Genomic DNA, 13,858 nt, shown 5'->3' on the forward strand with positions numbered 1-13,858 from the left:
GATAAGTGCGATGAAAAGCGTTATAAATCGGCTTGGTTAACAAACCGTCTGCAAGGTTGCCGTCTGTGCAGCGACCCTCGCGGGGCGATGGCTCCGAATAAATATAAGCGATTGATATAATGTATTTTATGTCGGAGGTCAGCTCATCCCCGGGTTTCGCAGGCTCGCCGTCCAGATGCCCGAGCCGGTGCGGACGACGATATTGCGCAGTGCGCGCATCGCGCCCATGAAGCTCCGCGCAAACGGGGTGAGCCATGGCCAGAATCGGAATTATCGGCAGTGAAGGACGCATGGGGCAGGCGCTGCGCGCGGCGGTTGCGGCGGCGGGGCATGATCTGGCGGGTGGAATCGACCGGGGCGGCGATGCGCTGGCGCTGGCGCTGGCGAGCGACGTGCTGGTCGATTTCTCGGCTCCGGCCGCGCTCGAAGGCAATCTCGATGCGGCGGTGGCGGCGGGCGTGCCGATCGTGATCGGCACCACGGGGCTGGAGGAACGCCACCATTTCCTGTGCGATGCGGCGGCCGACGCGGTGGCCGTGCTCCAGACCGGCAATACCTCGCTGGGCGTGACGCTGCTCGCCCATCTGGTACGCGAGGCGGCGAGCCGGCTGGGCGAGGACTGGGACATCGAGATCGTCGAGACGCACCACCGCATGAAAGTGGACGCGCCTTCGGGCACCGCGCTGCTGCTGGGCGAGGCGGCGGCGAAGGGCCGCGCCGTGTCGCTGGCGGAAGCCGCGGTGCGCGGGCGTGATGGCATCACCGGGGCGCGGCAGGCGGGCACGATCGGCTTCGCTTCGCTGCGCGGCGGCACCGTGGCGGGCGATCACACCGTGCATTTCCTGGCCGACAACGAGCGTGTTTCTCTGTCGCATCTCGCGGAAAACAGGGCGATTTTCGCCCGCGGAGCGGTGCGCGCGGCGGAATGGCTGATCGGGCGCGCGGCCGGGCGCTATACCATGCCGGAGGTGCTGGGGCTTTGAAGAAGGACGCGATCTTCGAGTTCTTCCGGCGGCTGGCGGAAACCAACCCCGATCCGCAGACCGAGCTGGAATTCGGCAATACCTATCAGCTGCTCGTGGCGGTGGTGCTTTCGGCGCAGGCGACCGACGTGGGCGTCAACAAGGCCACGCGCGCGCTGTTTCGCGACGTGAAGACGCCGCAGGCGATGATCGATCTGGGCGAAGAAGGGCTGAAGCAGCACGTCAAGACGATCGGCCTGTTCAACGCCAAGGCCAGGAACGTGATCGCGCTGTCCGAAATCCTGGTGCGCGATTACGGCGGCGAGGTTCCGGCCGACCGCGACAAGCTGACCGAACTGCCCGGCGTGGGCCGCAAGACCGCCAATGTCGTGATGAACTGCGCGTTCGGCGCGGAGACGTTCGCGGTCGACACGCATATCTTCCGCGTGGGCAACCGCACGGGGCTGGCGAAGGGCAAGACGCCGCTGGCGGTGGAGAAACAGCTCGAAAAGAAGGTGCCGCAGCCGTTCCGCGTGGGCGCGCACCACTGGCTGATCCTGCACGGCCGCTATATCTGCAAGGCGCGCACGCCCGAATGCTGGCGCTGCCCGGTGATTGACCTTTGCGCCTACAAGGCGAAAACTCCGGCCAAGGGCGTGAAGCCCGACTCCGCGAAGGCGCCCGCCGCGCGCACGAAAACGCGGGGAAGCAAGGAGAGCACGCCATGAAGCGCACGGGATTCGCCGCCGGCCTGATTCTGGCCACCGCTGCCGCTACCGCGATCGGCGGTTCGATGGGGATGGCCGCCGGGACCAACTCCCCGGACGGACACCGGCGCGACGTGCCCGCCGCCACGCCCACTGGCCCGGCGGTAAGCTGCATTCCGCTGGTCGGCATTCGCGAAAGCCAGGTGCGCGACGACTGGACCATCGATTTCCGCACGGCGGGCAACAAGTGGTATCGCAACACGCTGCCCTATCGCTGCAGTTCGCTGGGCTTCGAGCGGGCGTTCAGCTACGCGACCTCGCTGTCGCAGCTGTGCAACACCGACATCATCACCGTGATTGCCACGGGCGGTGGCGGCGGCCCGCGCGGATCGTGCGGGCTGGGCAGTTTCCAGCCGGTGGAACTGGCGAAGAAGCTGAAAAAGTAGGGTTTTTCTGGCGGCGGGGCGGGGGCGAGGCCTGGCGCCAGACCCTTCCTGTAACGTCACCTCGGGCACTTCGTTACGTTACATTTTGCGCGGTTTGGGGCCTCATTTCGGGGAGACCGGGTGCTTTGGCGTTGCGCTCCGTCCTTACTGATCGGGCCTACTGATCGGGATCGAGATTGAGCCCCTTCCGGCCGTGTTCGGGCGTGCCGTGCGGGGGCATCGGCGGTTCGGCGTCGGGATCGAGCGGGGGCTGCAACATGCCTTCCCACTTGGTGATGACCGACGTCGCCACCGCGTTGCCGACGACGTTGGTGGCGGTGCGGCCCATGTCGAGAAAGGTGTCCACCCCAAGCAGCAGCGCCACGCCTTCGACCGGCAGGCCGAACTGCGTCAGCGTGGCCGCGATCACCACGAGGCTGGCGCGCGGCACGCCGGCGATGCCCTTCGAGGTGACCATCAGCGTGAGCAGCATGGCGATCTGCTGCCCGGCGGAGAGCGGGATGTTGTAAGCCTGCGCGATGAACATCGTGGCGAAGCTGGTGTACATCATCGACCCGTCGAGGTTGAAGCTGTAGCCCAGCGGCAGCACGAAGCCCGATATGCGGCGCGGCACGCCGAAGCGGTCGAGCTGTTCGAACAGCTTGGGCAGCGCGCTTTCCGAACTGGCGGTGGAGAAGGCGAGCAGCACCGGCTGGCGGATGTAGCGCGCCAACAGCAGCGCGCGTTTGCCCAGGAACGCGGTGCCCATCGCGAACAGCAGCGTCCACAGCAGCAGCAGGCCGAAATAGAATTCGCTGACGAACACGCCGTAGGTAATGATAATGCCAAGGCCCTTGGTGGCGATCACGGCGGCGAGCGCACCGAACACCGCAAGCGGGGCAAGGCGCATCACGTAGTCGGTGATCGTGAGCATGACTTGCGCCAGCGCATCGCACCCTTCGACGATCATCGTGCCCTTCTTGCCCAGCGCCGACAGCGCGACGCCGAAGAACAACGAGAATACAAGCACTTGCAGCACATCGTTGCGGGCCATCGCGTCGATGATGCTGGTGGGGAACACGGCCAGGATGAAGTGGCGCAGCGTGAAGTCCGCCGTCGCCAGATCCTTGACCGGCCCCGCCGCCTCGAACGCGAGGCCGACGCCGGGCTGGAACAGGTTGACCAGCACCAGCCCCAGCCCGATCGAGATGAGGCTGGCGGTGATGAACCAGCCCAGCGCCCGCCCGCCGATCCGCCCGAGCGCGGCGCTATCGCCCATGCCGGCGATGCCGCTGACCAGCGTGGCGAAGACCAGCGGCGCGATGATCATCTTGATAAGATGAAGGAAAATCTCCGGCAGCAGCTTCAGCAGATCGGCATAGAAGGCGAGCGAGGGATCGCTGGCGGGGTAGGCGCGGTTGAGCGCATAGCCGACGAGGATGCCGGCGATCATGCCGATCACGATGTAGAGGGTAAGGCGCTTGGCCAAGGGACGATCGCTCCCGCTGAAATGTCGCTGCAGTTGTTGCGGCTGAGACTAACGGCCGTATCCGCCCCCCGCAACGCCATCGGCGGGTGTTCATCCACGACAAAGGTGCATAGGTTGCTCCGCGAAAATCAGGAAAGAGGGATGGGATGCAGCATATCAGGGTGGAACGGCGCGGACGGGTGACGCGGATCGAACTGGCGCGGCCGGAGGTGCTGAACGCCATCAACGCGGCGATGCACGAAGAACTGGAGCAGGCGTTCAACGCCTTCGCCGCCGATCCGGAACAGTGGATCTGCGTGGTAACGGGCGCGGGCCGTGCCTTCTGCGCCGGCACCGATCTGAAATCCGTGGTGGCGGAAGGGCGCAAGCCCTATCCGGCGCACGGCTATGCCGGCCTGATCCAGCGGTTCGATTGCGACAAGCCGATCATCGCGGCGGTCAACGGCCTGGCGCTGGGCGGCGGATTCGAGCTGGCGCTGGCCTGCGACATCATCATCGCGGTGGAAAGCGCAGGCTTCGGCCTGCCCGAACCGCTGGTGGGCGCGGTGGCGCTGGGCGGTGGCGTGCACCGCCTTGCCCGCCAGATCGGGCTGAAGCAGGCGATGGGCATGATCCTCGCCTCGCGCCGGGTCGACGCGCGCGAGGGCGAGCGGCTGGGCTTCGTGACCGAGGTGGTGCCCGATGGCGACCTGGACGCGGCGGTGGAGCGCTGGACGGCGGCGATCCTGAAAGGCGCGCCGCTTTCCGTCCGCGCGTCGAAGCAGGCGGTGATGCGCGGGCTGGACGAACCCGATCTGACCTCCGCGCTGGCCAACCAGGCGCGCTATCCCGCGTTCGGGACATGGTTCAACAGCGCCGATGCCGCCGAAGGGCCACGCGCCTTCGCCGAAAAGCGCGCGCCGGAGTGGCAGGGGCGGTAGGCTTCCTGTGTCCGTCTCGTAACGGATTGCACGGCCGTTATCCCTGACGTGATCCAGGATCCCGATTTTCCTGCAATTCCAGTGGGATACCGGGTCAAACCCGGGATAACGGGGAGGGGGTGAAGCGGGTCTCTGCCGCCTCAGCGCCCGGTCTGCGCGCGGTGCAGCAGCTTCTGGTCGGCCAGCACCAGCGCCATCATCGCTTCCACCACCGGCACGCCGCGAATGCCGACGCACGGATCGTGGCGGCCCTTGGTGAACAGCTCGGTCGCCTCGCCCTCGCGCGTGATCGTGGGCATCGGGGTGAGAATCGACGATGTGGGCTTGAACGCCACGCGCACCACCACCGGCTGGCCGGTGGAAATGCCGCCGGCCACGCCGCCGGCATGGTTGGCGAGGAACGCTGGGCCGTCGTTGCCCTCGTCCGGCCGCTTGGGCCGCATCGGATCGGCGTTGCCTTCGCCGGTGTTGCGGGCGGCGGCGAAGCCATCGCCGATTTCCACGCCCTTCACCGCGTTGATTCCCATCATCGCGTGGGCCAGTTCGGCATCGAGCTTGGCATAGAGCGGCGCGCCCCAGCCGGCGGGGACGCCGGTGGCCACGCATTCGACCACCGCGCCCAGCGATGAGCCGGCCTTGCGCGCCTCGTCCACCCGCTTTTCCCAGCGCGCGGCGGCTTCGGCATCGGGGCAGAAGAACGGATTCCGGCCGATTTCCGCCGCATCGAACCGGGCGGGATCGATCGCGTCGCCGCCGATTTCGCTGACCCAGCCGGTGATCGCCACGCCGTCCAGCACTTTGCGCGCCACCGCGCCCGCCGCCACGCGCGCGGCGGTTTCGCGCGCGGAGGACCGCCCGCCGCCGCGATAATCGCGGAAACCGTACTTGGCGTCATAGGCATAGTCGGCATGGCCGGGGCGATAGGCCTTGGCCACGTCGCCATAGTCCTTCGAACGCTGGTCCACGTTCTCGATCAGCAGGCTGATCGGTGTGCCGGTGGTGCGCCGCACGCCGTCGGCCGTCTCGAACACGCCCGAAAGGATGCGGACCTGGTCCGGTTCCTGCCGCTGCGTGGTGAAGCGCGACTGGCCGGGGCGGCGCGCGTCGAGGAACGGCTGGATGTCCGCTTCGGTCAGCGGGATGCCGGGCGGGCACCCGTCGACGACCGCGCCAAGCGCGGGGCCATGGCTTTCCCCCCAGGTGGTGAAGCGGAAGACGTGTCCGAAGCTGTTCAGGCTCATGGGCTGCGGCTTTGTCGGGATTCGCCGGAAATGTCCATGCCGGCATGCTTGTCTGCGATATTCATCGCCGCACTTTGCGGCTATCGCAGAATTTGCGCCCATTTTGGTAACATTCTGTTAGAAAGCGCGCATGTTCATCGTCGTTTTCCGCAACCGCAAGCGCGCCGACATCGATGCCGATGCCTATTCCGTCGATGCCGCGCGCATGGAGCGCCTGGCGCGCACGCAGCCCGGCTTCGTCTCGTTCAAGAGCTACCACGCCGACGATGGCGAGGTGCTGGCGCTGTCCGAATGGGAAAGCGAGGAGGCCGCGCTGGGCTGGCGCCGGCAGGTGGCGCACATCGAGGTGCAGGGGCGTTCGCGCGATGCCTACTACCAGGATTACACGCTTTATGCCGGCAACCCCACGCGGACGCGCCGCTTCTGCCGGGACGGGGCATAGCGCCGCATCCGCAATCGCGCCGTTTGCCGCCCGTGCCGATCGCCGCTAAGGGACTGGAAAGTCTGACGCAAAGGATCGGCGCGTGGCCCTGATGGTTTACGGCATTCCCAACGGGGTGCAGGCTGTCACCGTGATCGCCAACAGGGTCTGGATTGCGTTCATTGGCCTGATTTTGGTCGCTTCTCCCGCATCTGCTCGACCGGGAAGTGCTGACCCTGCTTGCGCCATCCCGGCGTATTGGGTCCCAGATGGCGAGGCTTTGCTGGAGCACCAGACTTTCCACCAGGTGACGCTCGTCCGCGACGGCTCGGTGCGTTTCAATGGCCGGCCTATTTCGGATCGCCGGCTTGAAGCCACCCTCCGCGTGTTGGGCAGGGGGCCATTGCGCCGACGTAATCAAATCGGCCTCGTCGTTGCTGACGGCACACATTGTACCCGTGTCGCCGCAGTGCGCACGATGATGGAAGCGGCGCTGAATTGCCAAATTGGGATGTGTCGCAATGGCTCTTTACGCCAGCCACCTCCACCGCCATCAGCCCACAACAGCTCTGCCTCGACGGAACAAAGGACAGTGGAATGACGCTCACGGTTTACGAAATTCCCAACTGCGAACAATCTGTTTCCTAAGTAGCGGGAAAACTGGATAGGCGGGAGCGATGGCGGACTGACGGCCATTGGGGCAGAATATAGGCATGATGTATCAGATCATTTTGATCGTAGTAGCGACCGCTTTCATCACTGTGCCTCAATGGTTTTCAACCCATAAGGCGCAGCGTCATTCTCAGCGCCTCGCGGAACTGCGTGAAGGCGCATCTGAGGCGTATTTCGAAGAGCGCCGTGCGCTGGAAACCTATCGCCCGCGAGGGGTGAGTTGGCCCTATCGGTTATTTGGACTCGCTATGATGGCTTTCGCGATTAGCAGTTTGGTTTTCCTGCGCTAAAACAGCCTCAAGCGTTTCAAAAGGGGCTTGGCGTGACGTTAACCATGTATGCGATTCCCAACTGCGACACCGTGAAGAAAGCGCGCGTCTGGCTGGAAACCAGAGGCATCGCCTATACCTTCCACGACTACAAGAAGCAGGGCGTGGACCCGGCGCGGATCGCGGGATGGGTGGCGCAGGCGGGGCTGGACAAGGTGCTCAACAAGGCGGGCACCACCTTCCGCAAGCTGGACGACGCGGCCAAGGCCGATCTCGACGCGGACAAGGCGGTGGCGCTGATGGCGGAGCATACCTCCACCATCAAGCGGCCGATCGTGGAATATCCCGGCGGGCTGCTGGTGGGGTTCAAGGACGCCGAATGGGCGGCGGCGCTGGGCTGAGCGGCGCGCGCCGGTGAACCCCGTCGAGGCCCTGGCCGCCGTTCTGGGCCTGATCAACATCGCCCTGCTGGTGCGGCGGTCGGTGTGGAACTTCCCCGCCGCCATGGCGATGGTGACGGCTACGGCCTTCGTGCTGTTCCGCGCGCGGCTCTATGGCGAAACCGGGCTGCAGGCGTTCTTTTTCGTGGTCAACGGCTGGGGCTGGTGGCTGTGGAGCCGGGCGAAAGGCGGCGAGGAAGCTGGCGTGCCGGTGGGCTGGATGAGCGCCCGGCAGCGGATCGCGTGGGCCGGGGTGACGGCGGCGCTCAGCCTGTCGCTGGGCTGGGCGATGCACCGCTTCACCAATGCCGCGCTGCCCTTTGCGGATTCGGCGGTGACGGGGGCGAGCATCGCCGCGCAGTTCCTGCTGTCGTTTCGCCGGATCGAGAACTGGGTGCTGTGGATCGCGATCGACGTGGTTTCGATCGCGCTCTATCTGGCGCGGGGGTTGCCGCTGCTGGCGGCGCTGTACGGCGCGTTTCTGGTGATGTCGGCGGTGGGCCTGCGCGCGTGGATCGGCGCGGCGCGGCGGCCGGCGGGGAATGAGGTGTTTGCGTGATCCAGGTCTGTTTTCATGGCGCCGAAAGCACCGGCAAATCGGTGCTGGCCGACCGGTTGCGCAAGCGGTTCGGCTGGCCGTGGGTGCCCGAATACGGGCGTTCGTTCTGCGAAACCATGGGGCTGGAACTGACCATGGGCGACCTGCTGGAGATCGCCGAGGGGCACGACCGGGCAGTGCGGGGGGCGGCGCTGCTCCAGCCGCAGGTGCTGGTGCTGGATACCGATCCGCTGATGACGGCGGCCTGGGCGCAGATGCTGTTCGACGACGTGCCCGAGGCGCTGCTGGCCTATCCCAAGGCGGATCTGTACCTGCTGTTCGAGCCGGACGTGCCGTGGGTGGCCGACGGCACGCGCTTTTTCGGCACCGAAGAGAAGCGCGCGCGCTTCGCCGCGATCGCCGAGGACATGCTGGTGCGCACGGGCGTGACCTATCGCCGGATCGCGGGCGACTGGCCGTTCCGCGAGGCGCAGGCGGTGGCGGCGATCGAGGAAGCGTTGCGCCGCGCCGGGTCGAAGCCGCCGGTGCGATAAAGAGTGGCGCGCGGCCCTGTTGGCCCGGCGCGATTCGTGTTATCTACATTCTTGTGAATAACGCGAATCCCCATCTCTATCCCATCAATGTCGATCCGGCGGACATCGACTTCATGGGCCATGTCAACAACGCCAGCTACCTGAAATGGGTGCAGGAGGCGGTGATCGACCACTGGCAGGCGCTGGCCCCGGCGGAAGCGGTGGCGCGGCACCTGTGGGTCGCGCTCAAGCACGAAATCACCTATCGCCGGCCAACTTTTCTGGACGATACGGTGATCGCGCATGTCGTGCTGGAAAAGGTGCAGGGCGCCAAGGCCTTCTACGAAACCGTGATCAAGCGCGGCGAGGACGTGCTGGCCGAAGTCCGTTCCAGCTGGTGCTGCGTGGACGCGGTGACACACCGCCCCGCCCGGCTGGCGCGCGATCTGGTGGAAAAGTTCCTGCCTTCGGGCGAGTGACGCGGCGCCCCGAAATCCGGTAAAACCGATTGTTAACCATATGCGGTTACCATGCCGCTTATGACTACTGCAATCATCGCGCTGCTGCTGACGCCAGCCTTCCTCGCGAAGGCGCTCGTAGCGTTGTCCATGCTGGCCGTGGCCTTGTTCGGCATCCTGAAATGGAAAGCCCGCGCAAGGCGCTCGCGCATCAGCGAGGGCACCTTGCTGCATCTGGCGTTCCTTCGTGGAACGCTGGGGGCGTCGCTCTGGAGCAGCCTGTTTCGCCACAAGACCCACACGGAACTGCTCCCGCGCGTCTTGCACGTCAACCCGTTCCCGCCCGTCACGGCTCTTGCCGGCTGGAAGGTCTGGGCTCTCTCCAAACCGCTGCCGCCCTGAGCGTCTAGCGCAGTTTCACAATACCCAGGCCATCGTTCTTGGCCCGAATTTTCACCGAATCCTCACTGCGGGTGAGCGCCTTGGCAATAGCCTTCAGCGCCATGCCCTTCTTTGCGAGTGTGTGTAGCTTATGTATTTCATCAGCAGTCCAGGGTTGTTTGTGCCGTTCAAAGCGTTCGGCCATGGAATCAGCCCTTTCTTGCCGTGACTATGTAATTGAGTGCGAGATTATCCGACAGGTGCAAACCCTTGGTCGGACTGTAAGCGATACCGATTGGATTACCCATGACCAGGCCTGCTTCGGAGAGCAGGTCATGCAATTCCACCGGGGTGACAAAATCGTCCCAGTGGTGCGTACCGCGGGGCACCATGCCCAGCGTTTCCGCCCCTTCCACCAGCAGCAGGCGTGCAGCTGCCGTGCGGTTGGGGGTGGAAAGGACCATCAGCCCGTCTTCGCCCAGCGCTGCCGCTAGCGCCGCGACGAAGGCAGGTTTGTCGGCCACGTGCTCGATCACCTCCATGGCGGTGACGAGGTCGAAACCGGCAAGGTCCAGTGCGCCGATCTCGCCCAGGCGATAGGTGATGGCCAAGCCACCGCCCGCCGCATGGGCCTGCGCCGCCGCGACGTTCTCTGCCGCCGCGTCGACGCCAGTAACCGCCGCGCCCATCCGGGCAAGCGGTTCGCACAGCAGACCGGCGCCGCAGCCTACATCCAGCGCGCGCCGGCCTGCCAGTGGCTTAAGCGAGCGGGGATTGGTACCGAAATGCGAATCGATGGCGTTTCGGATGAAGCCCAGCCGCACCGGGTTGAGACGGTGCAGCATGGCCGAGGAGCCCTTCGGGTTCCACCAGTCCTGCGCGAGCTTGCCGAAATGCGCCGCCTCCTCCGGGCGAATGGTGGGCGCGAGTGCCGAGGGTGTTGCATTGCTCATGACGCATCCCTAACAGGACGCCCGCCGCACGGCGAGGGGCTGTGCGGGCAAGATTGTTGCGCAGTGCGTTGCGCCCACAGGCAGGAGTACCCCCTTGGCCCGGATCGTGATGAAATTCGGCGGCACATCAATGGCCGGCACCGAGCGCATCCGCCGTGTCGCGCGGATCGTGCAGCGCCAGCAGGCGGCCGGGCACGAAGTGGCGGTGGTGGTTTCGGCGATGGCCGGGGAGACCGACCGCCTCGTCAATTTCTGCCGCGAAGCCAATCCCCTGTATGATCCTGCCGAATACGACGTCGTCGTCGCCAGCGGCGAACAGGTGACGTCGGGGCTGCTCGCGATGCATCTCCAGGCGCTGGGCTGCAAGGCGCGTTCATGGCTGGGCTGGCAATTGCCCGTCCGCACCGACGACGCCCATGCCAAGGCCCGCATCGAGACGATCGATTCCGACGCCCTGCTGGCCTCGATGGCCGCGGGCGAAATCGCCGTTATTCCCGGTTTTCAGGGACTTACCGCGGACAACCGCGTGACCACGCTGGGCCGTGGCGGTTCCGACACCTCGGCGGTGGCCGTGGCAGCGGCGGTGAAGGCCGACCGCTGCGACATCTATACCGACGTCGACGGCGTCTATACCACCGACCCCCGCATCGTCGCCAAGGCGCGCAAGCTCAAGAACGTGACGTTCGAGGAAATGCTCGAGCTGGCCTCGGTCGGCTCGAAGGTCCTGCAGACCCGCTCGGTCAGCCTCGCCATGAAGGAAGGCGTGCGGGTGCAGGTGTTGTCATCCTTCATCGACGACGACGCGCCGCCGGCGGACAGCATCCCCGGCACGATGATCGTCAGCGAGGATGAACTGATCGGGGAACTGGAAGGATTGGAAATGGAACGTCAGTTGATCACCGGCATCGCCGCCGACAAGAACGACGCCAAGGTCACCCTGACGCGCATTGCCGACCGGCCGGGCGCGGTGGCGACCATTTTCGGCCCGCTGGCCGAAGCCAACATCAACGTCGACATGATCATCCAGAACGTCGCCAAGGACAAGGGCGAGACCGACGTGACCTTCACCGTGCCGCAGGCGGACCTGGCGCGCACGCAGGCGCTGCTGGAAGAGCAGAAGGACACGATCGGCTATTACCGGATCATCGCCGACAGCAAGGTCGCCAAGATCAGCGTCGTGGGCGTGGGCATGCGCAGCCACGCGGGCGTGGCCGGCACGATGTTCAAGGCGCTGGCCGATCGCGGGATCAACATCCAGGCGATTTCCACCAGCGAAATCAAGGTTTCCGTGCTGATCGACGAGGACGAGACCGAACTCGCGGTGCGCGTGCTCCACACCGCTTATGGGCTGGACGCCGCGTAAAGGACTGTTTCTGAAAGCGAAACCCCGCCTCCGGATAGGGGGGATAAACCGGAGGCGGGGCGCGACCCGACTGGCTCTGGGGGAGGGGATGGTGCCAGTCCGGAACGGGGAAGCGGGTTCGCTTCGTGTTGAAACCGGTATAGGCTCTGCCCTCTGATTGGTAAAACGGGATAAAGCGGTCACAGTCATCGCTTGGGCCGATCATTGTCCGTATCGCACCCTGCTCTTGCCGCCCCGCTCTTGCCGCCCCGCTCTTGTCGGCGCACGCCGCGCGGCCTAAGGGGCTGCCGCTCTGGCACGGACGATGGGAACCCTGATGACGGCACCTGTGAAGACTTCAGCGCTGATGGCGCGCGGCGCGGCGTTCCTCGGCACCGAACATGCCATCCTGTGCGGGGCGATGAGCTGGGTTTCCGAACGCAATCTGGTGGCCGCGATCAGCAACGCCGGCGGCTTCGGCGTGATCGCCTGCGGCGCGATGACGCCCGAACTGCTCGATGCCGAAATCGCGGGGACCAAGGCGCTGACGGCCCGCCCGTTCGGCGTGAACCTCATCACCATGCACCCCCAGCTGTTCGACCTGATCGCGGTCTGCGCCCGGCACGGCGTGGGCCACGTGGTGCTGGCGGGCGGCATTCCGCCCAAGGGCAGCGTGGAAGCGATCAAGGATTTCGGCGCGAAAGTGCTGGTTTTCGCGCCCACGCTGGCGCTGGCGAAGAAGTTGCTGCGCTCGGGCGCGGACGCGCTGGTGATCGAAGGCAGCGAGGCCGGCGGCCATATCGGCCCGGTGTCCACCAGCGTGCTGGCGCAGGAATTCCTGCCGGCGCTGGCGGAAGAGCACGTGGTGTTCGTGGCCGGCGGCATCGGCCGGGGCGAGATGATCGCCTCCTACCTCGAAATGGGCGCCAGCGGCGTGCAGCTGGGCACGCGCTTTGCCTGCGCCAGCGAATCCATCGCGCATCCCGCGTTCAAGCAGGCGTTCTTCCGCGCCAACGCGCGCGATGCGATCGCCTCGGTCCAGGTCGATCCGCGCCTGCCGGTGATCCCGGTGCGCGCGCTGAAGAACAAGGGCACCGAGGAATTCACCGCCAAGCAGGTGGAAGTGGCGCGGCTGCTGGACCAGGGCACGGTGGACATGGCGGCGGCGCAGCTCGAAATCGAGCATTTCTGGGCCGGCGCGCTGCGCCGCGCGGTGATCGACGGCGATGTGGAGCGCGGATCGATCATGGCCGGGCAATCGGTGGGCATGGTGACGAAGGAGGAACCCGTCACCGCGATCATCGCGCAATTGCTGGCGGAAAGCGAAGCCGCGCTGAACGCGCGCTGCTGAAGCCGGAAAAACCGTCCTGAAATCGTCCCCTAATTCATCATTGCGAGGGGCGAAGCCCCGCGGCAATCCAGAGCGCTGGATTGCTTCGCTTGCGCTCGCAATGACGAAATGCCTCGGTCCCGGTGCGCCCTGCGCTAACCGCTGAAGGCAACGACCCCGCCGGTCGATCCGAAGCCGCCTTCGCCGCGCGCGGTTTCGTCCAGTTCGTCCACTTCCAGCCAGCTCGCCTGGGTCACCGGGGCGAGCACCAGCTGCGCCACGCGATCGCCGCGCCGGATGGCGAAGGGTTCGGCGCCCAGGTTGATCATGATGACCTTCAATTCGCCGCGATAATCCGAATCGATCGTGCCCGGCGTGTTGGGCACCGTGACGCCGTGCTTGAGCGCGAGGCCCGAACGCGGACGGACCTGGATCTCGAACCCTTGCGGAATCGCCACGGCAAGGCCGGTGGCGACGGCATGGCGCGCGCCGGGGGCCAGGGTCACGTCCTCGGCTGAAACCACGTCCATGCCCGCCGCGCCGGCGGTGGCATAGGCGGGCAGCGGCAGGTCCCCGGCGCCGGGCAGGCGCTTGACGCGGACGGGAACGGCGGCGGTTTCAGGCGAGTGCATCGGCAATCCTTTCGACCAGCGCGGAGGCGACCTGGTCCTTGGGCATTTCGGGCAGGCTTTCGACCCCGGCGGCGGTGACGATGTGGACCGCGTTCAACGCGCCGCCCATCACGTCGCCCGACACGTCGTTGGCGACGATCCAGTC

At 65.9% G+C, this 13,858-nt stretch carries 19 protein-coding genes and 1 pseudogene; 14 read left to right on the plus strand and 6 right to left on the minus strand.

All coding sequences use genetic code 11. The features are described from left to right. The first annotated feature begins 254 nt into the window (after positions 1–254). From dapB to B3547_RS06870, 3 genes are read left to right on the plus strand one after another with little or no spacing between them, the layout of a single operon-like run. Positions 255–983, plus strand: coding sequence for a 4-hydroxy-tetrahydrodipicolinate reductase (gene dapB / locus B3547_RS06860; protein WP_292961481.1), 729 nt, complete (start codon positions 255–257; stop codon positions 981–983). After that, positions 980–1,690, plus strand: coding sequence for an endonuclease III (gene nth / locus B3547_RS06865; protein ID WP_194919329.1), 711 nt, complete (start codon positions 980–982; stop codon positions 1,688–1,690). Before dapB ends, nth begins: the two co-directional genes overlap by 4 nt. Further along, positions 1,687–2,115 carry a hypothetical protein gene (locus B3547_RS06870; protein ID WP_414690508.1) on the plus strand — a complete coding sequence of 143 codons (429 nt, stop codon included), beginning with the start codon at positions 1,687–1,689 and terminating at the stop codon, positions 2,113–2,115. Before nth ends, B3547_RS06870 begins: the two co-directional genes overlap by 4 nt. A 157-nt stretch (positions 2,116–2,272) precedes the next feature. Here the strand turns inward: B3547_RS06870 and B3547_RS06875 are convergent, their stop codons facing one another. Next, positions 2,273–3,583 (minus strand): dicarboxylate/amino acid:cation symporter, encoded by a 1,311-nt coding sequence (locus tag B3547_RS06875; RefSeq protein ID WP_125954472.1) that lies wholly within the window; start codon positions 3,581–3,583, stop codon positions 2,273–2,275. Positions 3,584–3,729: 146 nt separating this feature from the next. On the opposite strand from B3547_RS06875, the gene B3547_RS06880 reads away from it, so the two are divergent. Further along, positions 3,730–4,503 (plus strand): enoyl-CoA hydratase-related protein, encoded by a 774-nt coding sequence (locus tag B3547_RS06880; RefSeq protein WP_292961486.1) that lies wholly within the window; start codon positions 3,730–3,732, stop codon positions 4,501–4,503. A gap of 140 nt (positions 4,504–4,643) precedes the next feature. Here B3547_RS06880 and aroC read toward each other — a convergent pair whose 3' ends face one another. Beyond that, positions 4,644–5,744 carry a chorismate synthase gene (gene aroC, locus B3547_RS06885; protein WP_292961489.1) on the minus strand — a complete coding sequence of 367 codons (1,101 nt, stop codon included), beginning with the start codon at positions 5,742–5,744 and terminating at the stop codon, positions 4,644–4,646. Positions 5,745–5,874: 130 nt separating this feature from the next. Between aroC and B3547_RS06890 the strand changes: the two genes are divergently transcribed. The 8 genes from B3547_RS06890 (at position 5,875) to B3547_RS06925 (ending at position 9,477) form a co-directional block, all read left to right on the plus strand. After that, positions 5,875–6,186 carry an antibiotic biosynthesis monooxygenase family protein gene (locus B3547_RS06890; RefSeq protein WP_125954475.1) on the plus strand — a complete coding sequence of 104 codons (312 nt, stop codon included), beginning with the start codon at positions 5,875–5,877 and terminating at the stop codon, positions 6,184–6,186. 82 nt (positions 6,187–6,268) lie between these two features. Then, positions 6,269–6,766 (plus strand): hypothetical protein, encoded by a 498-nt coding sequence (locus B3547_RS06895; protein ID WP_292961494.1) that lies wholly within the window; start codon positions 6,269–6,271, stop codon positions 6,764–6,766. Positions 6,767–6,878: 112 nt separating this feature from the next. Next, entirely contained in the window at positions 6,879–7,127 is a 249-nt protein-coding gene (locus B3547_RS06900) for a hypothetical protein (RefSeq protein ID WP_292961497.1), read from the plus strand. Between the two features lie 44 nt (positions 7,128–7,171). Next, positions 7,172–7,507, plus strand: coding sequence for an arsenate reductase (locus tag B3547_RS06905; protein ID WP_414690509.1), 336 nt, complete (start codon positions 7,172–7,174; stop codon positions 7,505–7,507). 13 nt (positions 7,508–7,520) lie between these two features. After that, on the plus strand, positions 7,521–8,105 hold the full coding sequence (pnuC, locus tag B3547_RS06910) for a nicotinamide riboside transporter PnuC (RefSeq protein ID WP_125954478.1): 585 nt from the start codon (positions 7,521–7,523) through the stop codon (positions 8,103–8,105). After that, positions 8,102–8,638 carry an ATP-binding protein gene (locus B3547_RS06915; RefSeq protein ID WP_292961504.1) on the plus strand — a complete coding sequence of 179 codons (537 nt, stop codon included), beginning with the start codon at positions 8,102–8,104 and terminating at the stop codon, positions 8,636–8,638. The genes pnuC and B3547_RS06915 overlap by 4 nt, the downstream gene beginning before the upstream one ends. 53 nt (positions 8,639–8,691) lie before the next feature. Beyond that, positions 8,692–9,096, plus strand: coding sequence for an acyl-CoA thioesterase (locus B3547_RS06920; protein ID WP_124809733.1), 405 nt, complete (start codon positions 8,692–8,694; stop codon positions 9,094–9,096). 51 nt (positions 9,097–9,147) lie between these two features. Continuing rightward, complete coding sequence (locus tag B3547_RS06925; protein ID WP_124809734.1) at positions 9,148–9,477, plus strand: DUF1294 domain-containing protein; 330 nt, start codon at positions 9,148–9,150, stop codon at positions 9,475–9,477. A gap of 4 nt (positions 9,478–9,481) precedes the next feature. Here the strand turns inward: B3547_RS06925 and B3547_RS06930 are convergent, their stop codons facing one another. Next, the gene (locus B3547_RS06930) at positions 9,482–9,661 is read right to left on the minus strand and encodes a hypothetical protein (RefSeq protein ID WP_292961508.1); all 180 of its coding nucleotides are present in this window, start codon (positions 9,659–9,661) and stop codon (positions 9,482–9,484) included. A gap of 4 nt (positions 9,662–9,665) precedes the next feature. Beyond that, positions 9,666–10,409, minus strand: coding sequence for a bifunctional 2-polyprenyl-6-hydroxyphenol methylase/3-demethylubiquinol 3-O-methyltransferase UbiG (ubiG, locus tag B3547_RS06935; RefSeq protein ID WP_292961511.1), 744 nt, complete (start codon positions 10,407–10,409; stop codon positions 9,666–9,668). A 94-nt stretch (positions 10,410–10,503) separates the two neighbouring features. On the opposite strand from ubiG, the gene B3547_RS06940 reads away from it, so the two are divergent. Further along, positions 10,504–11,772, plus strand: a complete 1,269-nt coding sequence (locus B3547_RS06940; protein ID WP_125954481.1) for an aspartate kinase — start codon at positions 10,504–10,506, stop codon at positions 11,770–11,772. A gap of 316 nt (positions 11,773–12,088) precedes the next feature. Continuing rightward, positions 12,089–13,102, plus strand: a complete 1,014-nt coding sequence (locus B3547_RS06945) for an NAD(P)H-dependent flavin oxidoreductase (protein ID WP_292961514.1) — start codon at positions 12,089–12,091, stop codon at positions 13,100–13,102. Positions 13,103–13,236: 134 nt separating this feature from the next. Here the strand turns inward: B3547_RS06945 and dut are convergent, their stop codons facing one another. Then, positions 13,237–13,713, minus strand: coding sequence for a dUTP diphosphatase (gene dut / locus B3547_RS06950; RefSeq protein ID WP_124809739.1), 477 nt, complete (start codon positions 13,711–13,713; stop codon positions 13,237–13,239). Beyond that, a pseudogene (locus tag B3547_RS22040) lies at positions 13,700–13,858 on the minus strand (phosphopantothenoylcysteine synthase); the annotation flags it as partial. The pseudogene B3547_RS22040 and the gene dut, both read right to left, overlap by 14 nt.

Origin of the sequence: Novosphingobium sp. UBA1939 (assembly GCF_002336885.1) — a bacterium.
In the GTDB taxonomy this organism is placed as follows: Bacteria; Pseudomonadota; Alphaproteobacteria; order Sphingomonadales; family Sphingomonadaceae; genus Novosphingobium.

Bases quoted from the DNA above. Each gene is read 5' to 3' on its own strand.
- dapB (WP_292961481.1), top strand. From the start codon at position 255: ATGGCCAGAATCGGAATTATCGGCAGTGAAGGACGCATGGGGCAGGCG.
- B3547_RS06870 (WP_414690508.1), top strand. From the start codon at position 1,687: ATGAAGCGCACGGGATTCGCCGCCGGCCTGATTCTGGCCACCGCTGCC.
- B3547_RS06880 (WP_292961486.1), top strand. From the start codon at position 3,730: ATGCAGCATATCAGGGTGGAACGGCGCGGACGGGTGACGCGGATCGAA.
- aroC (WP_292961489.1), bottom strand. From the start codon at position 5,744: ATGAGCCTGAACAGCTTCGGACACGTCTTCCGCTTCACCACCTGGGGG.
- B3547_RS06890 (WP_125954475.1), top strand. From the start codon at position 5,875: ATGTTCATCGTCGTTTTCCGCAACCGCAAGCGCGCCGACATCGATGCC.
- B3547_RS06900 (WP_292961497.1), top strand. From the start codon at position 6,879: ATGATGTATCAGATCATTTTGATCGTAGTAGCGACCGCTTTCATCACT.
- B3547_RS06905 (WP_414690509.1), top strand. From the start codon at position 7,172: ATGTATGCGATTCCCAACTGCGACACCGTGAAGAAAGCGCGCGTCTGG.
- B3547_RS06925 (WP_124809734.1), top strand. From the start codon at position 9,148: ATGCCGCTTATGACTACTGCAATCATCGCGCTGCTGCTGACGCCAGCC.
- B3547_RS06930 (WP_292961508.1), bottom strand. From the start codon at position 9,661: ATGGCCGAACGCTTTGAACGGCACAAACAACCCTGGACTGCTGATGAA.
- ubiG (WP_292961511.1), bottom strand. From the start codon at position 10,409: ATGAGCAATGCAACACCCTCGGCACTCGCGCCCACCATTCGCCCGGAG.
- B3547_RS06945 (WP_292961514.1), top strand. From the start codon at position 12,089: ATGACGGCACCTGTGAAGACTTCAGCGCTGATGGCGCGCGGCGCGGCG.
- dut (WP_124809739.1), bottom strand. From the start codon at position 13,713: ATGCACTCGCCTGAAACCGCCGCCGTTCCCGTCCGCGTCAAGCGCCTG.